The sequence below is a fragment of the Streptomyces sp. NPDC014801 genome (assembly GCF_043082085.1).
In the GTDB taxonomy this organism is placed as follows: Bacteria; Actinomycetota; Actinomycetes; order Streptomycetales; family Streptomycetaceae; genus Streptomyces.
The window spans coordinates 157171-176764 of the sequence record NZ_JBIBXG010000008.1 but is presented as its reverse complement, the minus strand read 5'-3'; the positions used below and the strand labels follow the sequence as shown (position 1 = coordinate 176764).

General features: G+C 74.4%; 22 protein-coding genes. 13 read left to right on the top strand and 9 right to left on the bottom strand.

Features of this window, described 5'->3' with window-relative positions; all coding sequences use genetic code 11:
- Positions 1–101: 101 nt before the first annotated feature.
- The 5 genes from ACF1AL_RS20695 (at position 102) to ACF1AL_RS20675 (ending at position 6528) form a co-directional block, all read left to right on the top strand.
- The gene (locus tag ACF1AL_RS20695; protein WP_391818263.1) at positions 102–2141 is read left to right on the top strand and encodes a bifunctional aldolase/short-chain dehydrogenase; all 2040 of its coding nucleotides are present in this window, start codon (positions 102–104) and stop codon (positions 2139–2141) included.
- Between the two features lie 56 nt (positions 2142–2197).
- On the top strand, positions 2198–3586 hold the full coding sequence (locus tag ACF1AL_RS20690; RefSeq protein ID WP_391826996.1) for a rhamnulokinase family protein: 1389 nt from the start codon (positions 2198–2200) through the stop codon (positions 3584–3586).
- Positions 3587–3659: 73 nt separating this feature from the next.
- A complete protein-coding gene (locus ACF1AL_RS20685) occupies positions 3660–4415 on the top strand; it encodes a (Fe-S)-binding protein (protein ID WP_391826815.1) in 756 nt (251 codons plus the stop codon).
- The gene (locus ACF1AL_RS20680) at positions 4412–5890 is read left to right on the top strand and encodes a lactate utilization protein B (RefSeq protein ID WP_391818265.1); all 1479 of its coding nucleotides are present in this window, start codon (positions 4412–4414) and stop codon (positions 5888–5890) included. The genes ACF1AL_RS20685 and ACF1AL_RS20680 overlap by 4 nt, the downstream gene beginning before the upstream one ends.
- Complete coding sequence (locus tag ACF1AL_RS20675; RefSeq protein ID WP_391826813.1) at positions 5887–6528, top strand: lactate utilization protein C; 642 nt, start codon at positions 5887–5889, stop codon at positions 6526–6528. The genes ACF1AL_RS20680 and ACF1AL_RS20675 overlap by 4 nt, the downstream gene beginning before the upstream one ends.
- A gap of 47 nt (positions 6529–6575) precedes the next feature.
- Here the strand turns inward: ACF1AL_RS20675 and ACF1AL_RS20670 are convergent, their stop codons facing one another.
- Positions 6576–6965 carry a winged helix-turn-helix transcriptional regulator gene (locus ACF1AL_RS20670; protein WP_391826811.1) on the bottom strand — a complete coding sequence of 130 codons (390 nt, stop codon included), beginning with the start codon at positions 6963–6965 and terminating at the stop codon, positions 6576–6578.
- Positions 6966–7062: 97 nt separating this feature from the next.
- On the opposite strand from ACF1AL_RS20670, the gene ACF1AL_RS20665 reads away from it, so the two are divergent.
- The 3 genes from ACF1AL_RS20665 to ACF1AL_RS20655 all read left to right on the top strand — a co-directional run bounded on the left by ACF1AL_RS20665 (position 7063) and on the right by ACF1AL_RS20655 (position 10280).
- Entirely contained in the window at positions 7063–7908 is an 846-nt protein-coding gene (locus ACF1AL_RS20665; RefSeq protein WP_391826809.1) for an NAD(P)H-binding protein, read from the top strand.
- Positions 7909–8058: 150 nt separating this feature from the next.
- Complete coding sequence (locus tag ACF1AL_RS20660; protein WP_391658649.1) at positions 8059–8916, top strand: AAA family ATPase; 858 nt, start codon at positions 8059–8061, stop codon at positions 8914–8916.
- Positions 8913–10280 carry a VWA domain-containing protein gene (locus tag ACF1AL_RS20655; protein ID WP_391826807.1) on the top strand — a complete coding sequence of 456 codons (1368 nt, stop codon included), beginning with the start codon at positions 8913–8915 and terminating at the stop codon, positions 10278–10280. The genes ACF1AL_RS20660 and ACF1AL_RS20655 overlap by 4 nt, the downstream gene beginning before the upstream one ends.
- Positions 10281–10302: 22 nt before the next feature.
- Here ACF1AL_RS20655 and ACF1AL_RS20650 read toward each other — a convergent pair whose 3' ends face one another.
- The 4 genes from ACF1AL_RS20650 to ACF1AL_RS20635 all read right to left on the bottom strand — a co-directional run bounded on the left by ACF1AL_RS20650 (position 10303) and on the right by ACF1AL_RS20635 (position 12971).
- A complete protein-coding gene (locus tag ACF1AL_RS20650; RefSeq protein WP_391700072.1) occupies positions 10303–10659 on the bottom strand; it encodes a cupin domain-containing protein in 357 nt (118 codons plus the stop codon).
- 143 nt (positions 10660–10802) lie between these two features.
- Positions 10803–11774, bottom strand: a complete 972-nt coding sequence (locus ACF1AL_RS20645) for a threo-3-hydroxy-L-aspartate ammonia-lyase (protein WP_391777512.1) — start codon at positions 11772–11774, stop codon at positions 10803–10805.
- Positions 11771–12451 (bottom strand): transcriptional regulator, encoded by a 681-nt coding sequence (locus ACF1AL_RS20640; protein ID WP_391700067.1) that lies wholly within the window; start codon positions 12449–12451, stop codon positions 11771–11773. Before ACF1AL_RS20640 ends, ACF1AL_RS20645 begins: the two co-directional genes overlap by 4 nt.
- Positions 12452–12545: 94 nt before the next feature.
- Positions 12546–12971 carry a CBS domain-containing protein gene (locus tag ACF1AL_RS20635; RefSeq protein ID WP_366840273.1) on the bottom strand — a complete coding sequence of 142 codons (426 nt, stop codon included), beginning with the start codon at positions 12969–12971 and terminating at the stop codon, positions 12546–12548.
- 248 nt (positions 12972–13219) lie between these two features.
- On the opposite strand from ACF1AL_RS20635, the gene ACF1AL_RS20630 reads away from it, so the two are divergent.
- Positions 13220–13483: a GlsB/YeaQ/YmgE family stress response membrane protein gene (locus tag ACF1AL_RS20630; protein WP_366840274.1), complete on the top strand. Its 264-nt coding sequence runs from the start codon at positions 13220–13222 to the stop codon at positions 13481–13483.
- Between the two features lie 67 nt (positions 13484–13550).
- Here ACF1AL_RS20630 and ACF1AL_RS20625 read toward each other — a convergent pair whose 3' ends face one another.
- Positions 13551–14003: a flavodoxin family protein gene (locus ACF1AL_RS20625; protein ID WP_391777511.1), complete on the bottom strand. Its 453-nt coding sequence runs from the start codon at positions 14001–14003 to the stop codon at positions 13551–13553.
- Between the two features lie 92 nt (positions 14004–14095).
- Here ACF1AL_RS20625 and ACF1AL_RS20620 point away from each other — a divergent pair, with 92 nt between their 5' ends.
- Positions 14096–14548 carry a YbhB/YbcL family Raf kinase inhibitor-like protein gene (locus ACF1AL_RS20620; protein ID WP_391658656.1) on the top strand — a complete coding sequence of 151 codons (453 nt, stop codon included), beginning with the start codon at positions 14096–14098 and terminating at the stop codon, positions 14546–14548.
- A gap of 34 nt (positions 14549–14582) precedes the next feature.
- On the top strand, positions 14583–15461 hold the full coding sequence (locus ACF1AL_RS20615) for an SDR family oxidoreductase (protein WP_391658657.1): 879 nt from the start codon (positions 14583–14585) through the stop codon (positions 15459–15461).
- A 61-nt stretch (positions 15462–15522) separates the two neighbouring features.
- Here the strand turns inward: ACF1AL_RS20615 and ACF1AL_RS20610 are convergent, their stop codons facing one another.
- Together ACF1AL_RS20610 and ACF1AL_RS20605 are read right to left on the bottom strand one after the other, a co-directional pair.
- Positions 15523–16176, bottom strand: a complete 654-nt coding sequence (locus tag ACF1AL_RS20610) for a dienelactone hydrolase family protein (protein ID WP_391818275.1) — start codon at positions 16174–16176, stop codon at positions 15523–15525.
- A gap of 103 nt (positions 16177–16279) precedes the next feature.
- A complete protein-coding gene (locus tag ACF1AL_RS20605; protein ID WP_391826804.1) occupies positions 16280–17179 on the bottom strand; it encodes a LysR family transcriptional regulator in 900 nt (299 codons plus the stop codon).
- Positions 17180–17323: 144 nt separating this feature from the next.
- Between ACF1AL_RS20605 and ACF1AL_RS20600 the strand changes: the two genes are divergently transcribed.
- Together ACF1AL_RS20600 and ACF1AL_RS20595 are read left to right on the top strand one after the other, a co-directional pair.
- Complete coding sequence (locus tag ACF1AL_RS20600) at positions 17324–18019, top strand: type 1 glutamine amidotransferase domain-containing protein (protein ID WP_391826802.1); 696 nt, start codon at positions 17324–17326, stop codon at positions 18017–18019.
- A 129-nt stretch (positions 18020–18148) separates the two neighbouring features.
- Positions 18149–18679: a DUF6069 family protein gene (locus ACF1AL_RS20595; RefSeq protein WP_391700050.1), complete on the top strand. Its 531-nt coding sequence runs from the start codon at positions 18149–18151 to the stop codon at positions 18677–18679.
- A gap of 40 nt (positions 18680–18719) precedes the next feature.
- Here ACF1AL_RS20595 and ACF1AL_RS20590 read toward each other — a convergent pair whose 3' ends face one another.
- Complete coding sequence (locus ACF1AL_RS20590; protein ID WP_391826799.1) at positions 18720–19562, bottom strand: alpha/beta fold hydrolase; 843 nt, start codon at positions 19560–19562, stop codon at positions 18720–18722.
- Between the last annotated feature and the right edge of the window lie 32 nt (positions 19563–19594).

Here is a 19594-nt window from a genome sequence, read left to right as displayed (position 1 = left end):
CCGCCGTGGCCGGTCGCGCCCACGCGGTGGAGCCGCATGGCGATGCGGCCCCGCGCCCCTGAGTTGGCCGAGTCACCCTTCGTCGAAAAGGACTCCAGTTCATGACCACCCACCCCCAAGCCGCCGCTCTCCTCGCCCGGTCGCACCGGCTGGGCTCCGATCCCCGCACCACCAACTACGCCGGCGGCAACGCCTCCGCCAAGGGCACCGCCACCGATCCCGTCACCGGCGGTGACGTGGAACTGATGTGGGTCAAGGGGTCCGGCGGCGACCTCGGCACCCTCACCGAGGCCGGGCTCGCCGTGTTGCGGCTCGACCGGCTGCGCTCGCTCGTGGACGTCTACCCCGGCGTCGAGCGCGAGGACGAGATGGTCGCCGCGTTCGACTACTGCCTGCACGGCAAGGGCGGCGCCGCGCCCTCCATCGACACCGCCATGCACGGCCTCGTCGACGCCCCCCACGTCGACCATCTGCACCCCGACTCCGGGATCGCGCTCGCCTGCGCCGCCGACGGGGAGAAGCTGACCGCCGAGTGTTTCGGCGACACCGTGGTGTGGGTGCCCTGGCGGCGGCCCGGGTTCCAGCTCGGCCTGGACATCGCCGCGATCAAGCAGGCCAACCCGCAGGCCGTCGGGTGCGTCCTCGGCGGGCACGGCATCACCGCCTGGGGGAACACCTCCGAGGAGTGCGAGCGCAACTCGCTGCACATCATCCGCACCGCCGAGCGCTTCCTCGCCGAGCGCGGCAAGGCGGAGCCGTTCGGTCCGGTGATCGAGGGGTACGAGGCGCTGCCCGAGGCCGAGCGCAGGGCGCGGGCCGCCGCGCTCGCGCCGTACGTCCGCGCCGTCGCCTCGCAGGACAAGCCGCAGGTCGGGCACTTCACCGACTCGGAGACGGTGCTGGACTTCGTCTCCCGCGCCGAGCATCCACGGCTGGCCGCCCTCGGGACCTCGTGCCCGGACCACTTCCTGCGCACCAAGGTGCGTCCGCTGGTCCTGGACCTGCCGCCGACCGCGCCCTTGGAGGAGGCCGTCGCGCGGCTGAAGGAGCTGCACGCCGCCTACCGCGAGGAGTACGCCGCCTACTACGAGCGGCACGCGAGCGACGACTCCCCCGCCATGCGCGGCGCCGACCCGGCGATCGTGCTGGTGCCGGGCGTCGGCATGTTCTCCTTCGGCAAGGACAAGCAGACCGCCCGGGTGGCCGGCGAGTTCTACGTCAACGCCGTCAACGTGATGCGCGGCGCCGAGGCCGTCTCGACGTACGCGCCGATCGAGGAGTCCGAGAAGTTCCGCATCGAGTACTGGGCGCTGGAGGAGGCCAAGCTCCGGCGGATGCCGAAGCCCAAGCCGCTGGCCACCCGGGTGGCGCTGGTCACCGGAGCCGGCAGCGGCATCGGCAAGGCCATCGCGCACCGGCTGGTCGCCGAGGGCGCGTGCGTGGTCGTCGCCGACCTCGACGGCGAGAACGCCGCGCAGGTGGCCAAGGAGCTGGGCGGGCCGGACCGGGCCGTCGCCGTGACCGTGGACGTCACGGACGAGGAGCAGATCGCGGTCGCCTTCCGGGAGGCGGTCCTCGCCTTCGGCGGGGTCGACCTGGTGGTGAACAACGCCGGGATCTCCATCTCCAAGCCGCTGCTGGAGACCACCGCCCGGGACTGGGACCTGCAGCACGACATCATGGCCCGCGGTTCCTTCCTGGTGTCCCGGGAGGCCGCCCGGGTGATGATCGCGCAGGGACTCGGCGGCGACATCGTCTACATCGCCTCCAAGAACGCCGTCTTCGCCGGGCCGAACAACATCGCCTACTCGGCGACCAAGGCCGACCAGGCCCACCAGGTGCGGCTGCTGGCGGCCGAGCTGGGCGAGCACGGGATCCGGGTCAACGGCGTCAACCCCGACGGCGTGGTGCGCGGCTCCGGCATCTTCGCGGGCGGCTGGGGCGCCCAGCGGGCCGCGGTGTACGGGGTGGAGGAGGAGAAGCTGGGCGAGTTCTACGCCCAGCGCACCCTCCTCAAGCGGGAGGTGCTGCCCGAGCACGTCGCGGCCGCCGTGTTCGCGCTCACCGGCGGCGACCTCACCCACACCACCGGCCTGCACGTCCCGGTCGACGCCGGCGTCGCCGCCGCCTTCCTGCGGTGAGCGGGCGCGTGAAGACGTACGCCGCCGTCGATCTGGGCGCCTCCAGCGGGCGGGTGATGACCGGGCGGGTGAGCCCGGACTCGCTGGAGCTGACCGAGGCGCACCGGTTCCCCAACCGGCCCGTGCGGACACCCGAGGGGCTGCGCTGGGACATCCTCGCGCTGTACGCCGGGGTGCTGGACGGGCTGCGGGCGGCCGGGCAGGCCGACTCCGTGGGCATCGACAGCTGGGCCGTGGACTACGGCCTGCTCGATGCCGACGGGGCGCTGCTGGGCAACCCGGTGCACTACCGCGACGGGCGCACCGACGGGGTCGCGGAGAAGGTGTGGACGACCGTGCCGGCGGCCGAGCTGTACGCGGCGACCGGCGTCCAGTACGCGCCCTTCAACACGCTCTACCAGCTGGCGGCGGCCGCCGGCACCGCCCAGTTCGCCCAGGCCGCGCGGGTGCTGCTGGTGCCGGACCTGCTGACGTACTGGCTGACCGGCGAGCAGGGCACCGAGCTGACCAACGCCTCCACCACCCAGCTGATCGACCCGCGGACCCGGACGTGGGCGTCCGGCCTCGCCGAGCGGCTCGGCATCGACCTCGGGCTGTTCGCGCCGCTGCGGCAGCCCGGCGATCCGGCCGGGCTGCTGCGGCCCGAGGTGCTGGAGGAGACCGGTCTGCGCGGGCCGGTGCCGGTGATGGCGGTCGGGTCGCACGACACGGCGTCGGCGGTGGCCGCGGTCCCGGCGGCCGGTGAACGGTTCGCGTACATCTGCACCGGCACCTGGTCCCTGGCCGGTCTGGAGCTGGACGCGCCCGTGCTGACCGAGGAGAGCCGGGCCGCCAACTTCACCAACGAGCTGGGCCTGGACGGCACGGTCCGCTACCTGCGCAACATCATGGGCCTGTGGCTGCTCCAGGAGTGCCAGCGGGCCTGGGGCGAGCGGGACCTGGGCGCGCTGCTGCGGGAGGCGGCCGCCGCGCCCGCGCTGCGCTCCGTGGTGGACGCCGGCGACGCGGCGTTCCTGGCGCCGGGCCGGATGCCGGAGCGGATCACCGCGGCGTGCCGGGACTCCAGGCAGCCGGTGCCCGGCACACCGGGCGAGATCACGCGCTGCATCCTGGACTCCCTGGCGCTCGCCCACCGGCGGGCGGTCCAGGACGCCCAGCGGCTGGCCGGGCATCCGGTGGACGTCGTGCACGTGGTCGGCGGCGGCACGCGCAACGCGCTGCTGTGCCAGCTCACCGCCGACGCCTGCGGGCTCCCGGTGGTGGCCGGCCCGACGGAGGCGGCCGCGCTCGGCAACGTCCTCGTGCAGGCCCGGGCGCACGGGCTGGTCGGCGATCTGACCGGCATGCGGCGCCTGCTGGTGCGCACCCAGCCGCTCACGCGGTACGAGCCGCGCGGCGGCACGGAGCGCTGGCGGGAGGCCGAGACCCGGCTCGCCGCCCCGTGAGCCGGGTCTCCCCGGGCCCCCAGGGCGCCGACTACCCTGCACTCGTCCGATGATCGATTCCCGAGGAGCCGCGATGCGTGTCGCCCTGTTCCTGACCTGCGTCAACGACACGCTCTATCCGGACACCGGCCGCGCCGTGGTGAAACTGCTGAACCGGCTGGGCGTCGAGGTGGACTTCCCCGCCGCGCAGACCTGCTGCGGGCAGGCGCACTACAACACCGGGTACCGGCACGAGGCGGAGCCGCTGGCCCGGCGCTACGCCGAGGTCTTCCGCGACTACGACGCGATCGTGACGCCGTCGGGCTCGTGCGGGGCGATGGTGCGGGAGCTGTATCCGCGGATGGGCGAGCGGGCCCGGGCCGAGGGACGCGGGGACTCGCTGGCCGCGGCGGTGGCGCCGGTGGTGCCGAAGACGTACGAGCTGACGGAGTTCCTGGTGGACGTGCTGGGTGTGACGGACGTCGGCGCCCGCTATCCGCACACCGTCACCTACCATCCGACCTGCCACGGGCTGCGCTCGCTGGGGCTCGGCGACCGTCCCTTGCGGCTGCTGCGGGCCGTCAAGGACCTGGAACTGGTGGAGCTGCCGGGCGCGGAGGAGTGCTGCGGCTTCGGCGGCACGTTCGCGGTGAAGAACGCCGACGTCTCGGCGGCGATGGGCGCGGACAAGGTGCGCAACGCCGAGTCGACCGGCGCGCAGGTGCTGTGCGCGGCCGACAACTCCTGCCTGATGCACATCGGCGGGACCATGGCCCGGCTGAGGGTCGGCATGCGGCCGGTGCACATCGCGGAGATCCTGGCGAGCACGGAGGAGGAACCGGCGGTATGAGCGGGACCTATCTGGGGATGCCGGCCTTTCCCCGGGCCGCGCGCGAGGCGGTGGGCAACGAGACGCTGCGCGGCAATCTGCGGCACGCCACCCATACCATCCGCGCCAAGCGGGCCAAGGCGGTCTCCGAGGTGTCCGACTGGGCCGAGCTGCGGGAGGCCGGCCGGCGGATCAAGGATCACACGCTGCGCCACCTCGACCGCTACCTCGTGCAGCTGGAGGAGTCGGTCACCGCGGCGGGCGGCGTCGTCCACTGGGCGGCCGACGCCGAGGAGGCCAACCGGATCGTCACCGAACTGGTCAAGGCCACCGGCGAGTCGGAGGTCGTCAAGGTCAAGTCGATGGCCACGCAGGAGATCGGGCTGAACGAGGCGCTGGAGGCCGAGGGCATCCGGGCCTACGAGACCGATCTCGCCGAGCTGATCGTGCAGTTGGGCAAGGACCGGCCGTCGCACATCCTGGTCCCGGCGATCCACCGCAACCGCGGCGAGATCCGGGACATCTTCCGCTCCGAGATGGCCGACTGGGGCCGCCCGGCGCCCGAGGGGCTGACCGACACCCCGGCGGAGCTGGCGGAGGCGGCCCGGCTGCATCTGCGGGAGAAGTTCCTGCGCGCCAAGGTCGGCGTCTCCGGCGCGAACTTCATGGTCGCGGAGACCGGCACGCTGGTCGTCGTGGAGTCCGAGGGCAACGGCCGCATGTGCCTGACCCTGCCCGAGACGCTGATCTCGGTCGTCGGCATCGAGAAGGTGGTGCCCACCTGGCGGGATCTGGAGGTGTTCCTGCAGACCCTCCCCCGCTCCTCCACCGCCGAGCGGATGAACCCGTACACCTCGACCTGGACCGGGACGACGGACGGGGACGGGCCGCGCACCTTCCATCTGGTGCTGCTCGACAACGGTCGCACCGACACCCTCGCCGACACGGTCGGCCGCCAGGCCCTGCGCTGCATCCGCTGCTCGGCCTGCCTGAATGTCTGCCCGGTGTACGAGCGGGCGGGCGGCCACGCCTACGGCTCGGTCTACCCCGGCCCGATCGGCGCGATCCTCAGCCCCCAGCTGCGCGGCACCGGGAGCGAGATCGACGCCTCGCTGCCGTACGCCTCCTCGCTGTGCGGGGCGTGCTACGAGGTCTGCCCGGTCGCCATCGACATCCCCGAGGTGCTGGTGCATCTGCGGGAGCGGGTCGTCGAGGGCGGCCCGGCGGTACGCGGCGGCAACAAGGTGGTGCTCAAGCCCGCCAAGGGGCACGCCGCCGAGCGGGCCGCGATGCGCGCGGCGCGCTGGGCGTTCACCCACCCCGGGGCGCTGGGCGCAGGGCAGCGGCTCGCCTCGCGCACCCGCCGGTTCCATCCCCGCACCCTGCCGGGACCCGGCCGGGCGTGGACGGGCAGCCGGGAGCTGCCGGCCGTGCCGGCGGAGCCGTTCCGGGACTGGTGGCAGCGCACGCGCGGCGGCAAGGAGGAGACCAGGTGAGCAGCAGGGAGCGGATCCTCGGCCGGGTGCGGCGCGCCCTGGCGGACGTGACCCCCGACGAGCGGCCGTACGAGGAGGTGCTCGCGCGGGACTATCTGCCCGAGCACGGCGAGCGGACCGTCGAGCAGACGGTGGAGCTGCTGGCGGAGAACCTGGCGGACTACCGGGCGGTGGTGCACCGCACCTCGGCCGCGGACCTGGCCTCGACCGTCGCGGGCATCCTCGCCGCGCACGGGTCGAGGACGGTGCTGGTGCCGCAGGGACTGCCACCGGAGTGGCTGTCGGCAGCCGAGGCCACCCCTGTCGGCGACCGGGCCGAGAGCACCCCGCACGAGCTGGACCAGGTCGACAGCGTCGTCACCGGCTGCGCCGTGGCGATCGCCGAGACGGGCACCCTCGTCCTCGACGGCTCCCCCGACCAGGGCCGGCGCCGGATCACCCTGATCCCCGACCACCACATCTGTGTGGTGCGGGTGCCCGAGCAGGTCGTCTCCTCGGTCCCGCAGGCCCTCGAACGCCTCGACCCCACGCGTCCGTTGACGTGGATCTCGGGTCCGTCGGCGACGAGCGACATCGAACTCGACCGCGTCGAGGGCGTCCACGGCCCGCGCACCCTGGAGGTCGTCCTCGTCGGCTGACCGGCGGCCCCCAACCGGTAGGCGCTGCGCGACCCCGTCGGCGGCGCCTACCGGTTGGGGGCTTCGTCGTAGCGCTCGCGTGCCCGCTCGACCTCGGGGAGGTGGCCGGCGGCCCAGTCGGCGAGGTGGGCGAAGAGCGGGGCGAGGGTGAGACCGAGCGCGCTGATCTCGTACTCGACGCGGGGCGGCACCTCGGGGTGATAGGTGCGGGTGACGAGACCGTCGCGCTCCAGCCGGCGCAGCCGCTGGGTGAGGACCTTGGGCGTGATGGAGGTGATCCGCCGCTCCAGTTCGACGAAGCGCTGGCGCCCGTGGGCGTGCAGGGTCCACAGGATCGGTGTGGTCCAGCGGGAGAACACGATGTCGACCACCGGACTGACCGGGCAGGCCAGTTCGGGGGCGGTCTCCTCGCGGAGGGTCCGGACGGCCATGCGCATCCCCTTGGGTAAGTCACTTTCCTCTAGGTACCTACTATATCGCCGGTGCTAGCGTCCCCGTCATCGCCAACAAGACGTACGGGACGGGGAGTTCAGCATGATCGTGGTGACGGGTGCGACCGGGAACGTCGGCCGTGAACTGGTGCGGATCCTGGCCGGGTCGCAGGAGCGGGTGACCGCGACCTCGCGCGGCATCGGGCCGAAGGACGTACCGCCGGGCGTGCGGGCGGTGCCGGCGGATCTGACGGACGCGGAGTCCCTGCGGCCGGTGTTCGAGGGGGCCGACGCGGTGTTCCTGCAGAACGGCGGGGCGAGCCTGGGGCAGATCAGGCCGCGGGACATCGTCGACGCGGCGAAGGCCGGCGGCGTGCGCCGGATCGTCCTGCTGTCGTCCCAGGGGGTCGCGACCCGGCCGGAGTCGCCCTCCCACGGACAGGCGGTGAAGGCCGTGGAGGACGCGGTGCGCGAGGCGGACGCGGAGTGGACCGTCCTGCGTCCCGGCGGGTTCCACTCCAACGCCCTCGCCTGGGCGGCCTCGGTGCGCGCCGAGCGGGTCGTGGCGGCGCCGTTCGGGGACGTGGGCCTGCCGAGCGTCGACCCGGCCGACATCGCCGGCGTCGCGGCGCTGGCGCTGCGGGAGCCCGGCCACGCGGGGCGGATCCACGAGCTGACGGGTCCGGCCCCGACCACGCCCCGCGAGCGCGCGGAGGCGATCGCGGCGGCGCTCGGCGAGCCGGTGCGATTCGTCGAACTGACCCGGCAGGAGGCGCGGGCGCAGTTGCCGGCGTTCCTGCCGGAGCCGGTCGCGGACACCACGCTGGACATCCTCGGTACGCCGACGGCCGCCGAGCGGCGGGTGACCGGGGAGGTGGAGCGTCTCCTCGGCCGGCCGGCGCTGACCTTCGCCGACTGGGCGCGCCGGCACGTCGAGGCGTTCCGCTGACGGGAAGCGGGGCATCGCGGGGCGGGCGGAGTGGCACATGCGCGGCCGGCGGAGTGACCCATGCGGGGCGGGCACCGGGTGACACGCGGCTGAACAAGCGCTTAGATAGGAGCCCGTCCCGAGTCGCACCGCACCCCCACGGAGGCGAAGGTGTTCACGTCCGTCGACGAGGTCTCCGCCCGTCTGGCCGAGACCGGCTATCTGGCCTCGCCGGCCGTGGCCACCACCGTCTTCCTCGCCGCACGGCTGGGCAAGCCGCTGCTGGTGGAGGGCCCGGCCGGGGTCGGGAAGACGGAACTGGCCAAGGCCGTCGCCCAGGTCACCGAGGCACGGCTGGTGCGGCTGCAGTGCTACGAGGGCGTGGACGAGTCCCGGGCGCTGTACGAGTGGAACCACGCCAAGCAGCTCCTGCGGATCAGCGCCGGCCGCGACGAGACGTGGGACGAGGCCCGCACCGACATCTTCGGCGAGGAGTTCCTGCTCTCCCGGCCGCTGCTCACCGCGATCCGCGGCGACGAGCCGAAGGTGCTGCTGATCGACGAGATGGACAAGGCCGACGTCGAGGTCGAGGGACTGCTGCTGGAGGTGCTCAGCGACTTCCAGGTGACCGTGCCGGAGCTGGGCACGATCACCGCGACCCGCCGTCCCTTCGTCGTGGTCACCTCCAACGCCTCCCGCGAGCTGTCGGAGGCGCTGCGCCGCCGCTGCCTGTTCCTGCACATCGGCTTCCCCGAGCAGGAGCTGGAGCGGCGGATCGTGCGGCTGAAGGTGCCGGAGCTGGACACGGCGCTGGCCGAGTCGGTGGTGCGGGTGGTCGGCGCGCTGCGGGCCATGGAGCTGCGCAAGGTGCCCTCGGTGGCGGAGACCGTCGACTGGGCCCGCACGCTGCTGGCGCTCGGCGCGGACACCCTGGACGAGGACGTCGTACGGGACACCCTGGGCGTGCTGCTCAAGCACCAGGACGACGTGCTGAGGGCGGCGGCCAAGCTGGACCTGGACGCCGTATGACGCACCCGGCCGGGGAGGCGGATCTCGCGGCGCGGCTGACCGGCCTCGTGGCCGCGCTGCGGACGCACGGGGTGCGCATCGGCACCGGGGAGAGCGTGGACGCGGCCTCGGCGGTGGCGGCGCTGGGCCTGGCCGACCGGGAGCTGCTGCGGGAGGGGCTGGCCGCCACGCTGCTGCACACCGCCGGGCAGCGGCCGGTGTTCGACCCGGTCTTCGACCTGTACTTCCCGCGGGCCGTCGGCGGTGGCGGCGAGGAGAAGGCCGGACGGCAGGAGCTGCGGGAGCGGCTCACGGCGGCCCTGGCGGCCGGCGACAGCGCGCTGCTCGGCCGGCTGGCGGCCGAGGCCGTCGACGCGCTCGGCGGATACGGCGGTCCCTCCGGCTCGGACGGCTTCTCCTCGTACCAGACTCTGGAGCGGCTGCGGCCGCAGACGCTGCTCGCGCCCGTCCGGGACCGGGTGCGGGCCCAGGGCGGGGGCGGCGGCTTCGCGGACCGGCTGCTGGAGGACGAGATCCGCGGCCGTATCGACGGCTTCCGGGCGATGGTGGCGGCGGAGGCGCGGCGGCGGGTGGCCGAGCGGCGCGGGCGTGAGGAGATCGCCCGGCGGGCGGTGGCCCCGACCGTGGACCGGGTCGACTTCCTGTACGCCGGCCGGGAGCAACTGGCCGAGCTGCGGCGGACGGTGCAGCCGCTGGCCCGCAAACTGGCGACCCGGCTCGCCGCCCGGCGCAGGCGGGCCGCCCGCGGCACCGTCGATCTGCGGCGCACCCTGCGCGGCTCGCTGTCCACGGGCGGGGTGCCGATGCGGCCGGTGCTGCGGCGGCGCCGGCCCGCCCGGCCCGAACTGATCCTGCTGTGCGACGTGTCGGGATCGGTGTCCGGGTTCTCGGATTTCACCATGCTGCTGGTGCAGGCGCTGCACGACCAGTTCTCCAAGGTGCGGGTGTTCGCGTTCGTCAACCGCGTCGACGAGGTGACCGGGCTGCTGGTGCGCGGCACGGCCGACCCCGAGGGGCTCGGCGGGCGCATCCGCGCCGAGGCCACGCTCACCGGCTGGCACGACAGCAGCGACTACGGCGTCGCCCTGGGCGAGTTCGTGCAGCGCTACGGCGGCGCGGTGGGCCCGCGCACCACCGTGTTCGTGCTGGGCGACGCCCGCACCAACCTGAGCGACCCGAACCTGCCCGCCCTGCGCGAGATCGCCGGGCAGGCCCGCCGGGTGTACTGGCTGAACCCCGAGCCGCGCGCCCAGTGGGGCACGGGGGACTCCGCGGCACCCGCGTACGCCGATGTCGTCGAGATGCACGAGTGCCGCACGGTCGGTCAGCTGAGCGCGCTGGTGGGGCGTCTGCTCCCGGTGTGACGCCCCACCGGAGGCCGCCGCCTCACTTCCTGGCGTACTCCTTGGCCATCTGGCCCTCGAAGTCGTAGGCCACGCACTGTTCGTCACCCACGACCCAGGCATCGTGTCCGGGCGAGCACACGAAGACGTCGCCCGGGCCGAGTTCCGTTTCGGTGCCGTCGTCCATGCGGATGCACATCCGGCCCTGGACGACGTAGCCGTTGTGATTCACCTGGCAGCTCTCGGTGCCGACGATCGGCCCGACGGACTCCGACCAGCGCCAGCCCGGTTCGAACGTCGCCACGGCGAAGTCGCAGCCCGGCAGGTGGACGGCCTCGAGGTGGCCCCTGGGGAAATCACGCCGCTCGTCCGGCTTGTCGAGCGTCTTGGCCTCCAACATGACGCTCCTCCCTTCCCGCCGCCTCCCGGCGGCCGGGGCCGGTCTCGTCCCCCTGCGGACGCAAGGATGAGCGGCGGGGCCGCACCCCGTGCCACCATCCTCCGTCCGTGCGCGCACGGCCGCCATTCGGGTGACGGGGGCGTTCAGTTGCCGCCCTGCACGATCCGGGCGAAGCGCTCGGCGTCGACGTTGCCGCCGGACAGGATCAGCCCGACGCGGCCGGGCAGTGCTCCCGCCCGGCCGGAGAGCAGCGCGGCGAGCGGGGTGGCGCCGCTGGGCTCCAGGACGATCTTCAGCCGCTCGAACGCGAACACCATCGCCTGCCGGATCTCGTCGTCCGAGACCAGGGCGACGGCGTCGACGAGCCGCCGGTTGACGGAGAACGTCAGCTCCCCGGGCGTGGGCAGGGCCTGACCGTCGGCGATCGTGCGGGGCACCGGGATCTCGACGCGCCGCCCGGCCTCCAGCGAGCGCCGGGTGTCGTCGCCCGCCTCCGGTTCGACGCCGATCATCCGGATGCCGGGCCGCAGAGCGGTGGCCGCGGTGGCGCTGCCCGCCATCAGCCCGCCGCCGCCGACCGGCACCACCAGGGCGTCCAGCTCCCCCGCCTCCTCCAGCAGTTCGAGGGCGGCGGTGCCCTGCCCGGCCATGACGTGCGGATGCTCGTACGGCGGGACGACGGTCAGGCCCCGCTCGGCGGCCAGCTTCTCGGCGATGGCCGCCCGGTCGCCGGTGTAGCGGTCGTACGTCACGATCTCGGCGCCGTAGCCCTCGGTGGCCGCCCGCTTGGACGGCGGGGCGTCCTCGGGCATGACGATCACGGCGGTGGTGCCGAGCTCGCGGGCGGCGAGGGCGACGGCCTGCGCGTGGTTGCCGGAGGAGTACGCGGCGATGCCGCGCCGCAGCTGCTCCGGGGTGAGCCGGGAGGCGGCGTTGTAGGCGCCGCGGAACTTGAAGGCGCCCACGCGCTGGAAGTTCTCGCACTTGAGGAAGACCTCGGCGCCGACGCGCTCGTCGAGGGTGCGCGAGCGCAGCACGGGGGTGCGGTGGGCGACGCCCCTGAGCCGCTCGGCGGCGTCGCGGACGTCGTCCAGGGTGATCGGCGCGCTGGTCATGAACGGTCTCCCTCTGCGGGCGCGGTGGTGCGGGACTGGGCGAGGTAGCTGTAGGCCGAGGCGCGCGAGATGCCGAGGCGGGCGGCGACCTGCTCCACGGCGCGGCGCACGGCGAAGACGCCCTGTTCGTCGAGGCTGCGGAACAGGGCGAGGCGGCGGGTGCGGTCGAGGCCGGCCCAGGTCTGGTCCTGGCGGCGCAGCCGGTCGTCGACGATCGCGTCGACGACGGAGTCGATGTCGTCGCCGAAGGTGGTGACGGGCGGCTCGGCGGCGCTGCCGGCGGCACCGGCGAGGGCGCCGAGCAGGGCCTGCGCCCGGTCGACGGCGGTGACGTCGAGGTTGACGCACAGGGCGCCGAAGACCGCGCCGGCCGAGTCGCGCAGCACCATCGTGGAGGATTTCACGCGCGTGCCGGCGCCGGTGCGGGTGACGTAGTTCAGTTCGTCGGCGGCGTCGTCGCCGCGGGCCAGCACGCGCATGCCGATCTCGCTCATCGCCCCGCCGACCGTCCGGCCGGTCACCGAGCCGGCCACGGCCACGACCGACGCCTCGGGCTTGCGGTAGTCGTGCAGGACGACCTCGCACACCGGGCCGAAGGTGGCCGCGATCCCGTGGACCACCGGGGCCAGCGCGGCGAGGATCGCGTCGCGCTCGGCGTCGCGGGCGGATGCGGTCACCCGTCCCCCTTCTGGATTTTCAGTCCATCGTCTGGACTCGCAATCCAAGCAGAGGGCGTCCCGGCACGGCAAGCCCCCCGGGCCCGCCGGGCGGTCAGTGGTTGGGGTTCGCCGCGCTGATCCCGGCCAGCGCCGAGGTGGAGTCCTCCAGAGTGGCGAGGTCGCCCAGACTGACCATGCCGACCGGGCAGCCGCCGTGCTCGACGACCGGGAGCCGCCGCACGGCGTGTTCGCGCATGAGCTTGATCGCGTGATCGGTGGTGTCGGTCGGCGCGACGGTGACCACCGGCGGCCGGCTGCACACCGTGCCGACGGCCGTGGTGTGCGGGTCGCAGCCGTCTGCGACGGCGCGGACCACGATGTCGCGGTCGGTGAGGACGCCGAACAGGTCGCAGTCGTAGGCGACGAGGACGTCGCCGACGTCCTGGTCGCGCATGACGAGGGCGGCCCGCTCCAGCGTCGTCATCGGTTCCACCGCGACCGCGCCGGGATGCATCACGTCACGAATGAGCCGGCTCATGGGGTACCTCCCCTGTCGCGGAACGCTGACTGCTTGCAGCGTAGCCCGAACGGGCGACGACAAACGGACGGTGGAATTCCGGCGGGCCGGGCCGGCGGGCGAGACGTGGTCCGGACCGGCGGGCAGGCCTTGCGGGCGGCCCTTGTGTCCTCACGCGGAGGCCCTGGGCCGCCCCCCTCGGCAGGACTGCCGGGGATTCGAACGGGCACTCGGGCCCCACCAACGCACGAAGGGGTGACAGACCGCTCATGGAGATCTCCGGCGTCATCAGCGCCCTTGTTGTCGGCATCGTGATCGGCCTTCTGGGCCGCCTCGTCGTCCCGGGCCGCCAGCGCATCGGCATCCTCTGGACCATCGTCATCGGCATCATCGCCGCGTTCATCGGCACCGCAATCGCCGCGGGCCTGGGCGTGGCCGACACCAAGGGCTTCGACTGGATCGAGGTGATCATCCAGATCGTCCTCGCCGCCCTCGGTGTCTCCGCGGTCAGCAAGATCAAGCTGCAGCGCTGAGGAGGTGACGGCGGCGCGGCCCGGTACACGCGGTGCCCCGGCCTGTCGAGGGCCTCGGGCCCGGGGGTCACTCCATGAGGCCGGCGGCCAGGGTGGCCCCCAGTTCCCAGCACGCCTCGGTGTCGGCCTTGGTGGGCTCGCCGGTGACCGTGACCGGGTCCGCCGCGCGGCGCCAGCCGAGGCCGGTCGTGATGGCGTCCAGGGCCCGCAGCGCGCCCGTGAGGTCGTTGCCGCCGTGCACCCACGCCCCGAAGGGCCGGCCGCGCGTGGCGTCCAGGCACGGGTAGTAGACCTGGTCGAAGAAGTGCTTCAGGGCCCCCGAGATGTACCCGAGGTTGGCCGGGGTGCCCAGCAGATAGCCATCGGCCTCCAGCACGTCGGAGGCGGTCGCGGCGAGCGCCGGACGCCGTACGACCCGCACCCCCTCGATCTCGGGCGCGGTGGCGCCGGCGAGGACGGCCTCGAAGAGCGCCTGGCAGTTGGGGGACGGCGTGTGATGCACGATCAGCAAGGTGGCCACGGCCCCCCACCCTGCCGGGACGGGCCCACCCGCCGCAACCCGCGCATCCCATGCCCCCGCATGCACGCCCGCCCCTCGGGTACTCCGGCCGCATGGCCGGTATCGAACTGAGCAGCAGCGCGTTCGGCGACCACGCCGTCATCCCCCGCCACTACGCCCTGGAGGGCGAGAACGTCTCCCCGCCGCTCACCTGGTCCGGCGTGCCGGACGGCACCGCGGAACTGGTCCTGCTGTGCGAGGACCCGGACGCCCCGTCCGGGACGTTCGTGCACTGGGTCGTGGTCGGCGTCGACCCGCGCAGCACCGGCGTGGAGCCGGGCAGCGGGCCGCCCGGCGGGAGAGAGCTGGTCAACGGCTACGGCCGGCGCGGCTGGGGCGGCCCGCATCCGCCGCCCGGCGACGACGCGCACCGGTACTTCTTCCGCCTGTACGCCCTCGGGGAGCCGTGCGTCCTGCCCGACGCGCCCTCCGCCGGCCAGGTGCACGAGGCGGTGGACGAGCAGCACCTCGCGAGCGGCACCCTGGTGGGCCTCTACCAGCGGTGAACCGCGTGCGGGACGAACGTTGAGGAAGGGAACCGTGAACGAACCCCAGCACCCCACCGAGCAGCACCCGCAGCCCGACTTCCCCGCGCAGGACCAGCCGCATCCCGGCTGGACCGGCCCCATGGACCCGCCGCCCGACCACGGCGAGGAGTCCTACCGCGGCAGCGGGCGGCTGACCGGCCGCAAGGCGGTGATCACGGGCGGCGACTCGGGCATCGGCCGCGCGGTCGCCCTGGCGTTCGCCCGCGAGGGCGCGGACGTGCTCTTCACACATCTCGACAGCGAGAAGGACGAGGCGGCCGAGACCGCCCGTCTGGTCGAGGAGGCGGGCCGCCGGGCGGTGCCGGTCTCGGCCGACATCCGCGAGGAGGACACCTGCAAGGCGCTCGTGGACCGGGCGGTGCAGGAGTTCGGCCGGATCGATGTGCTCGTGAACAACGCCGCGTACCAGATGTCCCAGCCGGAGGGCATCGAGGCGATCTCCACCGAGCAGTTCGACCGGGTGATGCGCACCAACCTGTACGGCATGTTCTGGCTGACCAAGTACGCCGTGCCGCACATCCCCGAGGGTGGCGGCATCATCAACAGCACCTCCGTGCAGGCGTACAAGCCCAGCCCGCACCTGCTGGACTACGCGATGACCAAGGGCGCGATCGTCACCTTCACCCAGGGGCTCGCGCAGATGCTGATCGAGCGCGGGATCCGGGTCAACGCCGTGGCGCCCGGCCCGGTCTGGACGCCGCTGATTCCGGCGACGCTGCCGGACACCGCGGAGTTCGGCAAGCAGGCGCCGATCGGGCGGCCCGCGCAGCCGGCCGAGATGGCGCCGGCGTACGTCTTCCTCGCCTCGCAGGAGGCGTCGTACATCACCGCGGAGATCGTCAACGCCACCGGCGGCACTCCGCTGCCCTGACGTCCGGGACGCCGCTGCCCCCAGGGCAGCGGCGTCCGTCCCCCGCCCGGCCCGGGGCCGTTCAGCCGTGCGGCGCCAGGTGGTCCGCGCACCAGCGGCGGGCGGTGTCCGCCACCTCCTCCAGCGCGCCGGGCTCCTCGAACAGGTGCGTGGCGCCGGGCACGACGTGCAGGGTGTGCGGGCCGCCCAGGTCGCGTGCGGCGGCCTCGTTGAGCCGCAGCACCTCGGTGTCCCGTCCGCCGACCAGCAGCAGGACCGGGGCGGTCACGGCCTTCAGCGCGTCGTCCGCCAGGTCGGGGCGGCCGCCGCGCGAGACCACGGTGAGCACCCGCTCCGGCCGCTGTGCCGCCGCGACCAGTGCCGCGGCGGCGCCGGTGCTGGCGCCGAACAGCACGACGGGCAGGTCCCGGGTGGTCTCCTCCCGGCCGAGCCAGTCGAGGGCGGCCGCGAGCCGTTCGCCGAGCAGGCCGATGTCGAAGCGGAGTTCGGCGGTGACGCGGTCGCGGGCGTCCTCCTCCTCGGTCAGCAGGTCGACGAGCAGGGTGCCGAGGGCGGCTTCACGCAGCCGCTCGGCGACCATCCGGTTGCGGGGGCTGTGCCGGGAGCTGCCGCTGCCGTGCGCGAAGAGCACCACGGCCCGCGCGCCCGGCGGCACCACCAGGTCCCCGGTGAGGAGGGCACCGTCGGCCGGTACCCGGACCGTGCGGGAGGTCATGCTGCTCCTCCGGGAAGATCGGCTGCTCAGGGAAGACGCCGTACGTCCGCGAAGCGCCGCAGTACCCCGCGCGGGCGTGCCTACACGCCCGCCCGGGCGTCCGCTACCAGTCGCGTGCCACCCGCAGCAGCAGATCGCGCACCCGCGCCACGTCCGGGTTGTCGCCGGGGCCGGGGCGCTGGACGAGGAAACCGGTGTTGATGGGCGGGTCCTCGGGCTCGTGCAGCGGCACGAGGGTCCCGCGGGCCAGCTGCTCCAGGCACAGATAGCGGGGCAGCACGGTGAACCCGGCGCCCGCCTCCACCGCGGCCAGCACCCCGCGCAGATCCGGCACGGTGACGGCCGCCGGGCACGACAGCCGGCGGCCGAAGACATGACGCCAGTAGCGGCGGGCGATCGGCAGGTCCTCGGCGTAGGTGATCAGCGGGACCGCGTGCAGCACGGCCGCTCCCTCGACGGCGAGCCGCTGACGCAGGGAGTCGGCCCACTCGGGCGCCGCCACCAGCACGAACTCCTCGTCGGTCAGCGGCACAGAGGTCAGGCTGCGCCCGCGTGGGCGGGTGGTCGCGATGACCAGGTCGTGGCGGCCGGCGCGCAGCGCGTCCAGCAGCGGGTCGGTCAGGCCGGGGGTCACGCGCAGCCGTACGCCGTCGGCGACCAGCGGCGCGAGGGCGGGCAGCACCCGGGTGCACAGCAGTTCGGCGGGGCCCGCCAGGTGCACGGGGGCGCGGCGGCCGGCGGCGGGGCCGGGGCCGGCCACCACGGCGAGCTCGTCCAGCGCCGGGGCGACGCGGGCGGCGAGTTCGTCGGCGACGGCGGTCGGGACGACGCCGCGCGGCCCGCGTGTGAACAGCTCACGGCCGCTGTGCTGCTCCAGCGCCCGGATCTGGGCGGTGACCGTGGGCTGGGACAGGCCCAGCACCTGGGCGGCGCCGGTGAAGGAGCCGGAGCGGTGGACGGCGAGGAAGGTGCGCAGGTGGTTGAGGTCGAGCTGCTCGGTCACGAGGCCGAATCTACGCGCCGGAGCACTCGGTGAGCCATAGGGAATCCGATGGCTGCCATGGGGATGTCCATTGGAAAACGAGGAGCGCGGCTCCTACGGTCGATCGTGACAGTCACCGCTCACCGAACGCGTGGAAGAGACACCATGGCCAAGATCCTGTTTGTGATGACCGGCGCCGACCGGTGGACGCTCGCCGACGGCGCCCCGCACCCCACCGGCTTCTGGGCCGAGGAGGCCGTCGCCCCGTACGAGGCGTTCAAGGCCGCCGGCCACGAGATCGTCGTCGCCACTCCCGGCGGTGTGGTGCCGCCCGTGGACAAGGCCAGCCTCGCGGCGGAGGTGAACGGCGGGCAGGAGAACGCCGACCGGATCGCCGCCGCGCTGGACGCGATGACCGAGCTGCGCCGGCCGGTCCGGCTGGAGGACGTGACGCTCGACGACTACGCGGCCGTCTTCTACCCCGGCGGCCACGGCCCCATGGAGGACCTGGCCGTCGACGCCGGCTCCGGGCGCCTGCTGGTCGACGCGCTGGACTCCGGGCGTCCGCTGGGCGTGGTCTGCCACGGCCCGGCCGCGCTGCTGGCCGCCCAGCGGGCCGACGGCACCAACGCCTTCGCCGGCTACCGCGTCGCCGCCTTCACCAACGCCGAGGAGATCCAGGGCGGGCTCGCCGACAAGGCGAAGTGGCTGCTGCAGGACCGGCTCACCGAGGCGGGCGTGCACGTCGAGGCCGCCGAGCCGTGGGCCCCGCACGTCGTCACCGACCGCAACCTGGTCACCGGCCAGAACCCGGCGTCGTCCGCGCCGCTCGCGCAGGAACTGCTGAAGCGGCTGGGCTGAGCCCGTCCGGGTGAAGCGTGCCCCGCGTTCCCGTCCCGACATGCGGCCGGGGCGCGGGGGCTCTTGACTGAGGGCAGCGCACGCCGGCTCAGGGCGGCGCAGGCGCGGCAGCACGTCAGGAGGTCACGCATGGAGACATCCGACCCGCCCCGGGGCACCTCGCAGGCCACCCCGAAGGCGGCCCCGCCCCAGGGTCCCGCCCCGCGGGCCGGTACCGAGCGCCGGACGGCGCGGCGGGGGCCGGGCGTCGACGCCGGGCGGCTGTGGTCCGGCGGGGTGATGGCGGCCGGCGTCGCCGGGCTCGCGGCGGTGGCGGCACTGCTGGTGGTGCGCGGGGTGCTGGGCGTGGCACTGCTGGTGCCGCGCGGCGACGACGTGATGGCGAGCGCCTCCACCGGGAGGCTCGCGGCCGCCGCGGCCGTCGCCTCCCTCGCGGCGACCGGTCTGGTCCATGTCCTCGCGCTGACGGTGCCGCGCCCCGGTCGCGTCCTCACCTGGCTGATCGCCACGGGTACGGCGGCGGCCGTCCTGTTCCCCTTCACGACGGCCGCCTCGACGGGCACCCGGCTGGGCACCGCCGCGGTGAACCTGGCCATCGGCGCCACCATCGGCTCCCTGCTGTCGGCGGTGGGCCGGGGCGCGGTACGACGCGGCTGGTGACCTTCGCCGGGGGCCCCGTATGCCCGGGACCTCCGCGCTCCTACGCCGGCGCGTCGAGGAACGCCGTCACGCGCCGGACGAACCACTCCGGGTCGTCCAGCCACGGGTAGTGGCCGGCGCCCGGCTGCACCGCGACCTCGGCCCGCGGGAAGGACCGGGCCGCGCGGCGCGCCAGGTCCGGGCGGGGGCCGCCGTCGAGTTCCCCGGCGAGGAAGAGGACGGGGGCGGTCAGCGCGGACAGCGCGGCCCGGGTCGCCGGCGGGTCGAAGGCGGCCGGGTCGAAGTAGCGGTCGGCGGCCTCGTCGTGGGTCTGCGCCGCCTCGGACGCGGCGTGGGCGCGGGCGGCGTCGTCCCAGCGGCCGTAGAAGAACGGCGCGAGGTCGAGGTCGTACTCCCGCTCCCCCGCGAGCCAGCCGCGCAGCGCCGCGAGCGCCTCGTCGTGGCCCGGCCCCTCCGGCCGCAGCCGGGCGGCGGCCAGCCGGTCCTCGGCACTCGCCCGCAGCCCGAGCGGGCGCAGCGCGGTGGTGACCAGCGCGAGGCGCGACAGCCGCCGCGGGTGGCGGGCCGCGTACAGGGCGGCGAGGCTGCCGCCCGCCGAGTGGCCGAGCAGGTCCATCCGGTCCAGGCCCAGGTGGACGCGCAGCGCCTCCAGGTCGTCCACCTGCCGGTCGCAGCGGTACGTCGCCGGGTCGGCCGGCCGGGCCGAGTCGCCGGTGCCGCGCAGGTCGAGCAGGACGAGACGGCGGTGCCGCCCGAGACCGCCCAGGTCCCCCAGATAGGCGGAGGCCCGCATGGGTCCTCCGGGGACCACGACGAGCGGCTCCCCCGTGCCCTGTTCGTGGTAGGCGAGTTCCGTCCCGTCGAAGGCGCTGAAGATCGGCATGCGGCCGAGCATGGGCTGCCGCGCGGGCTCCC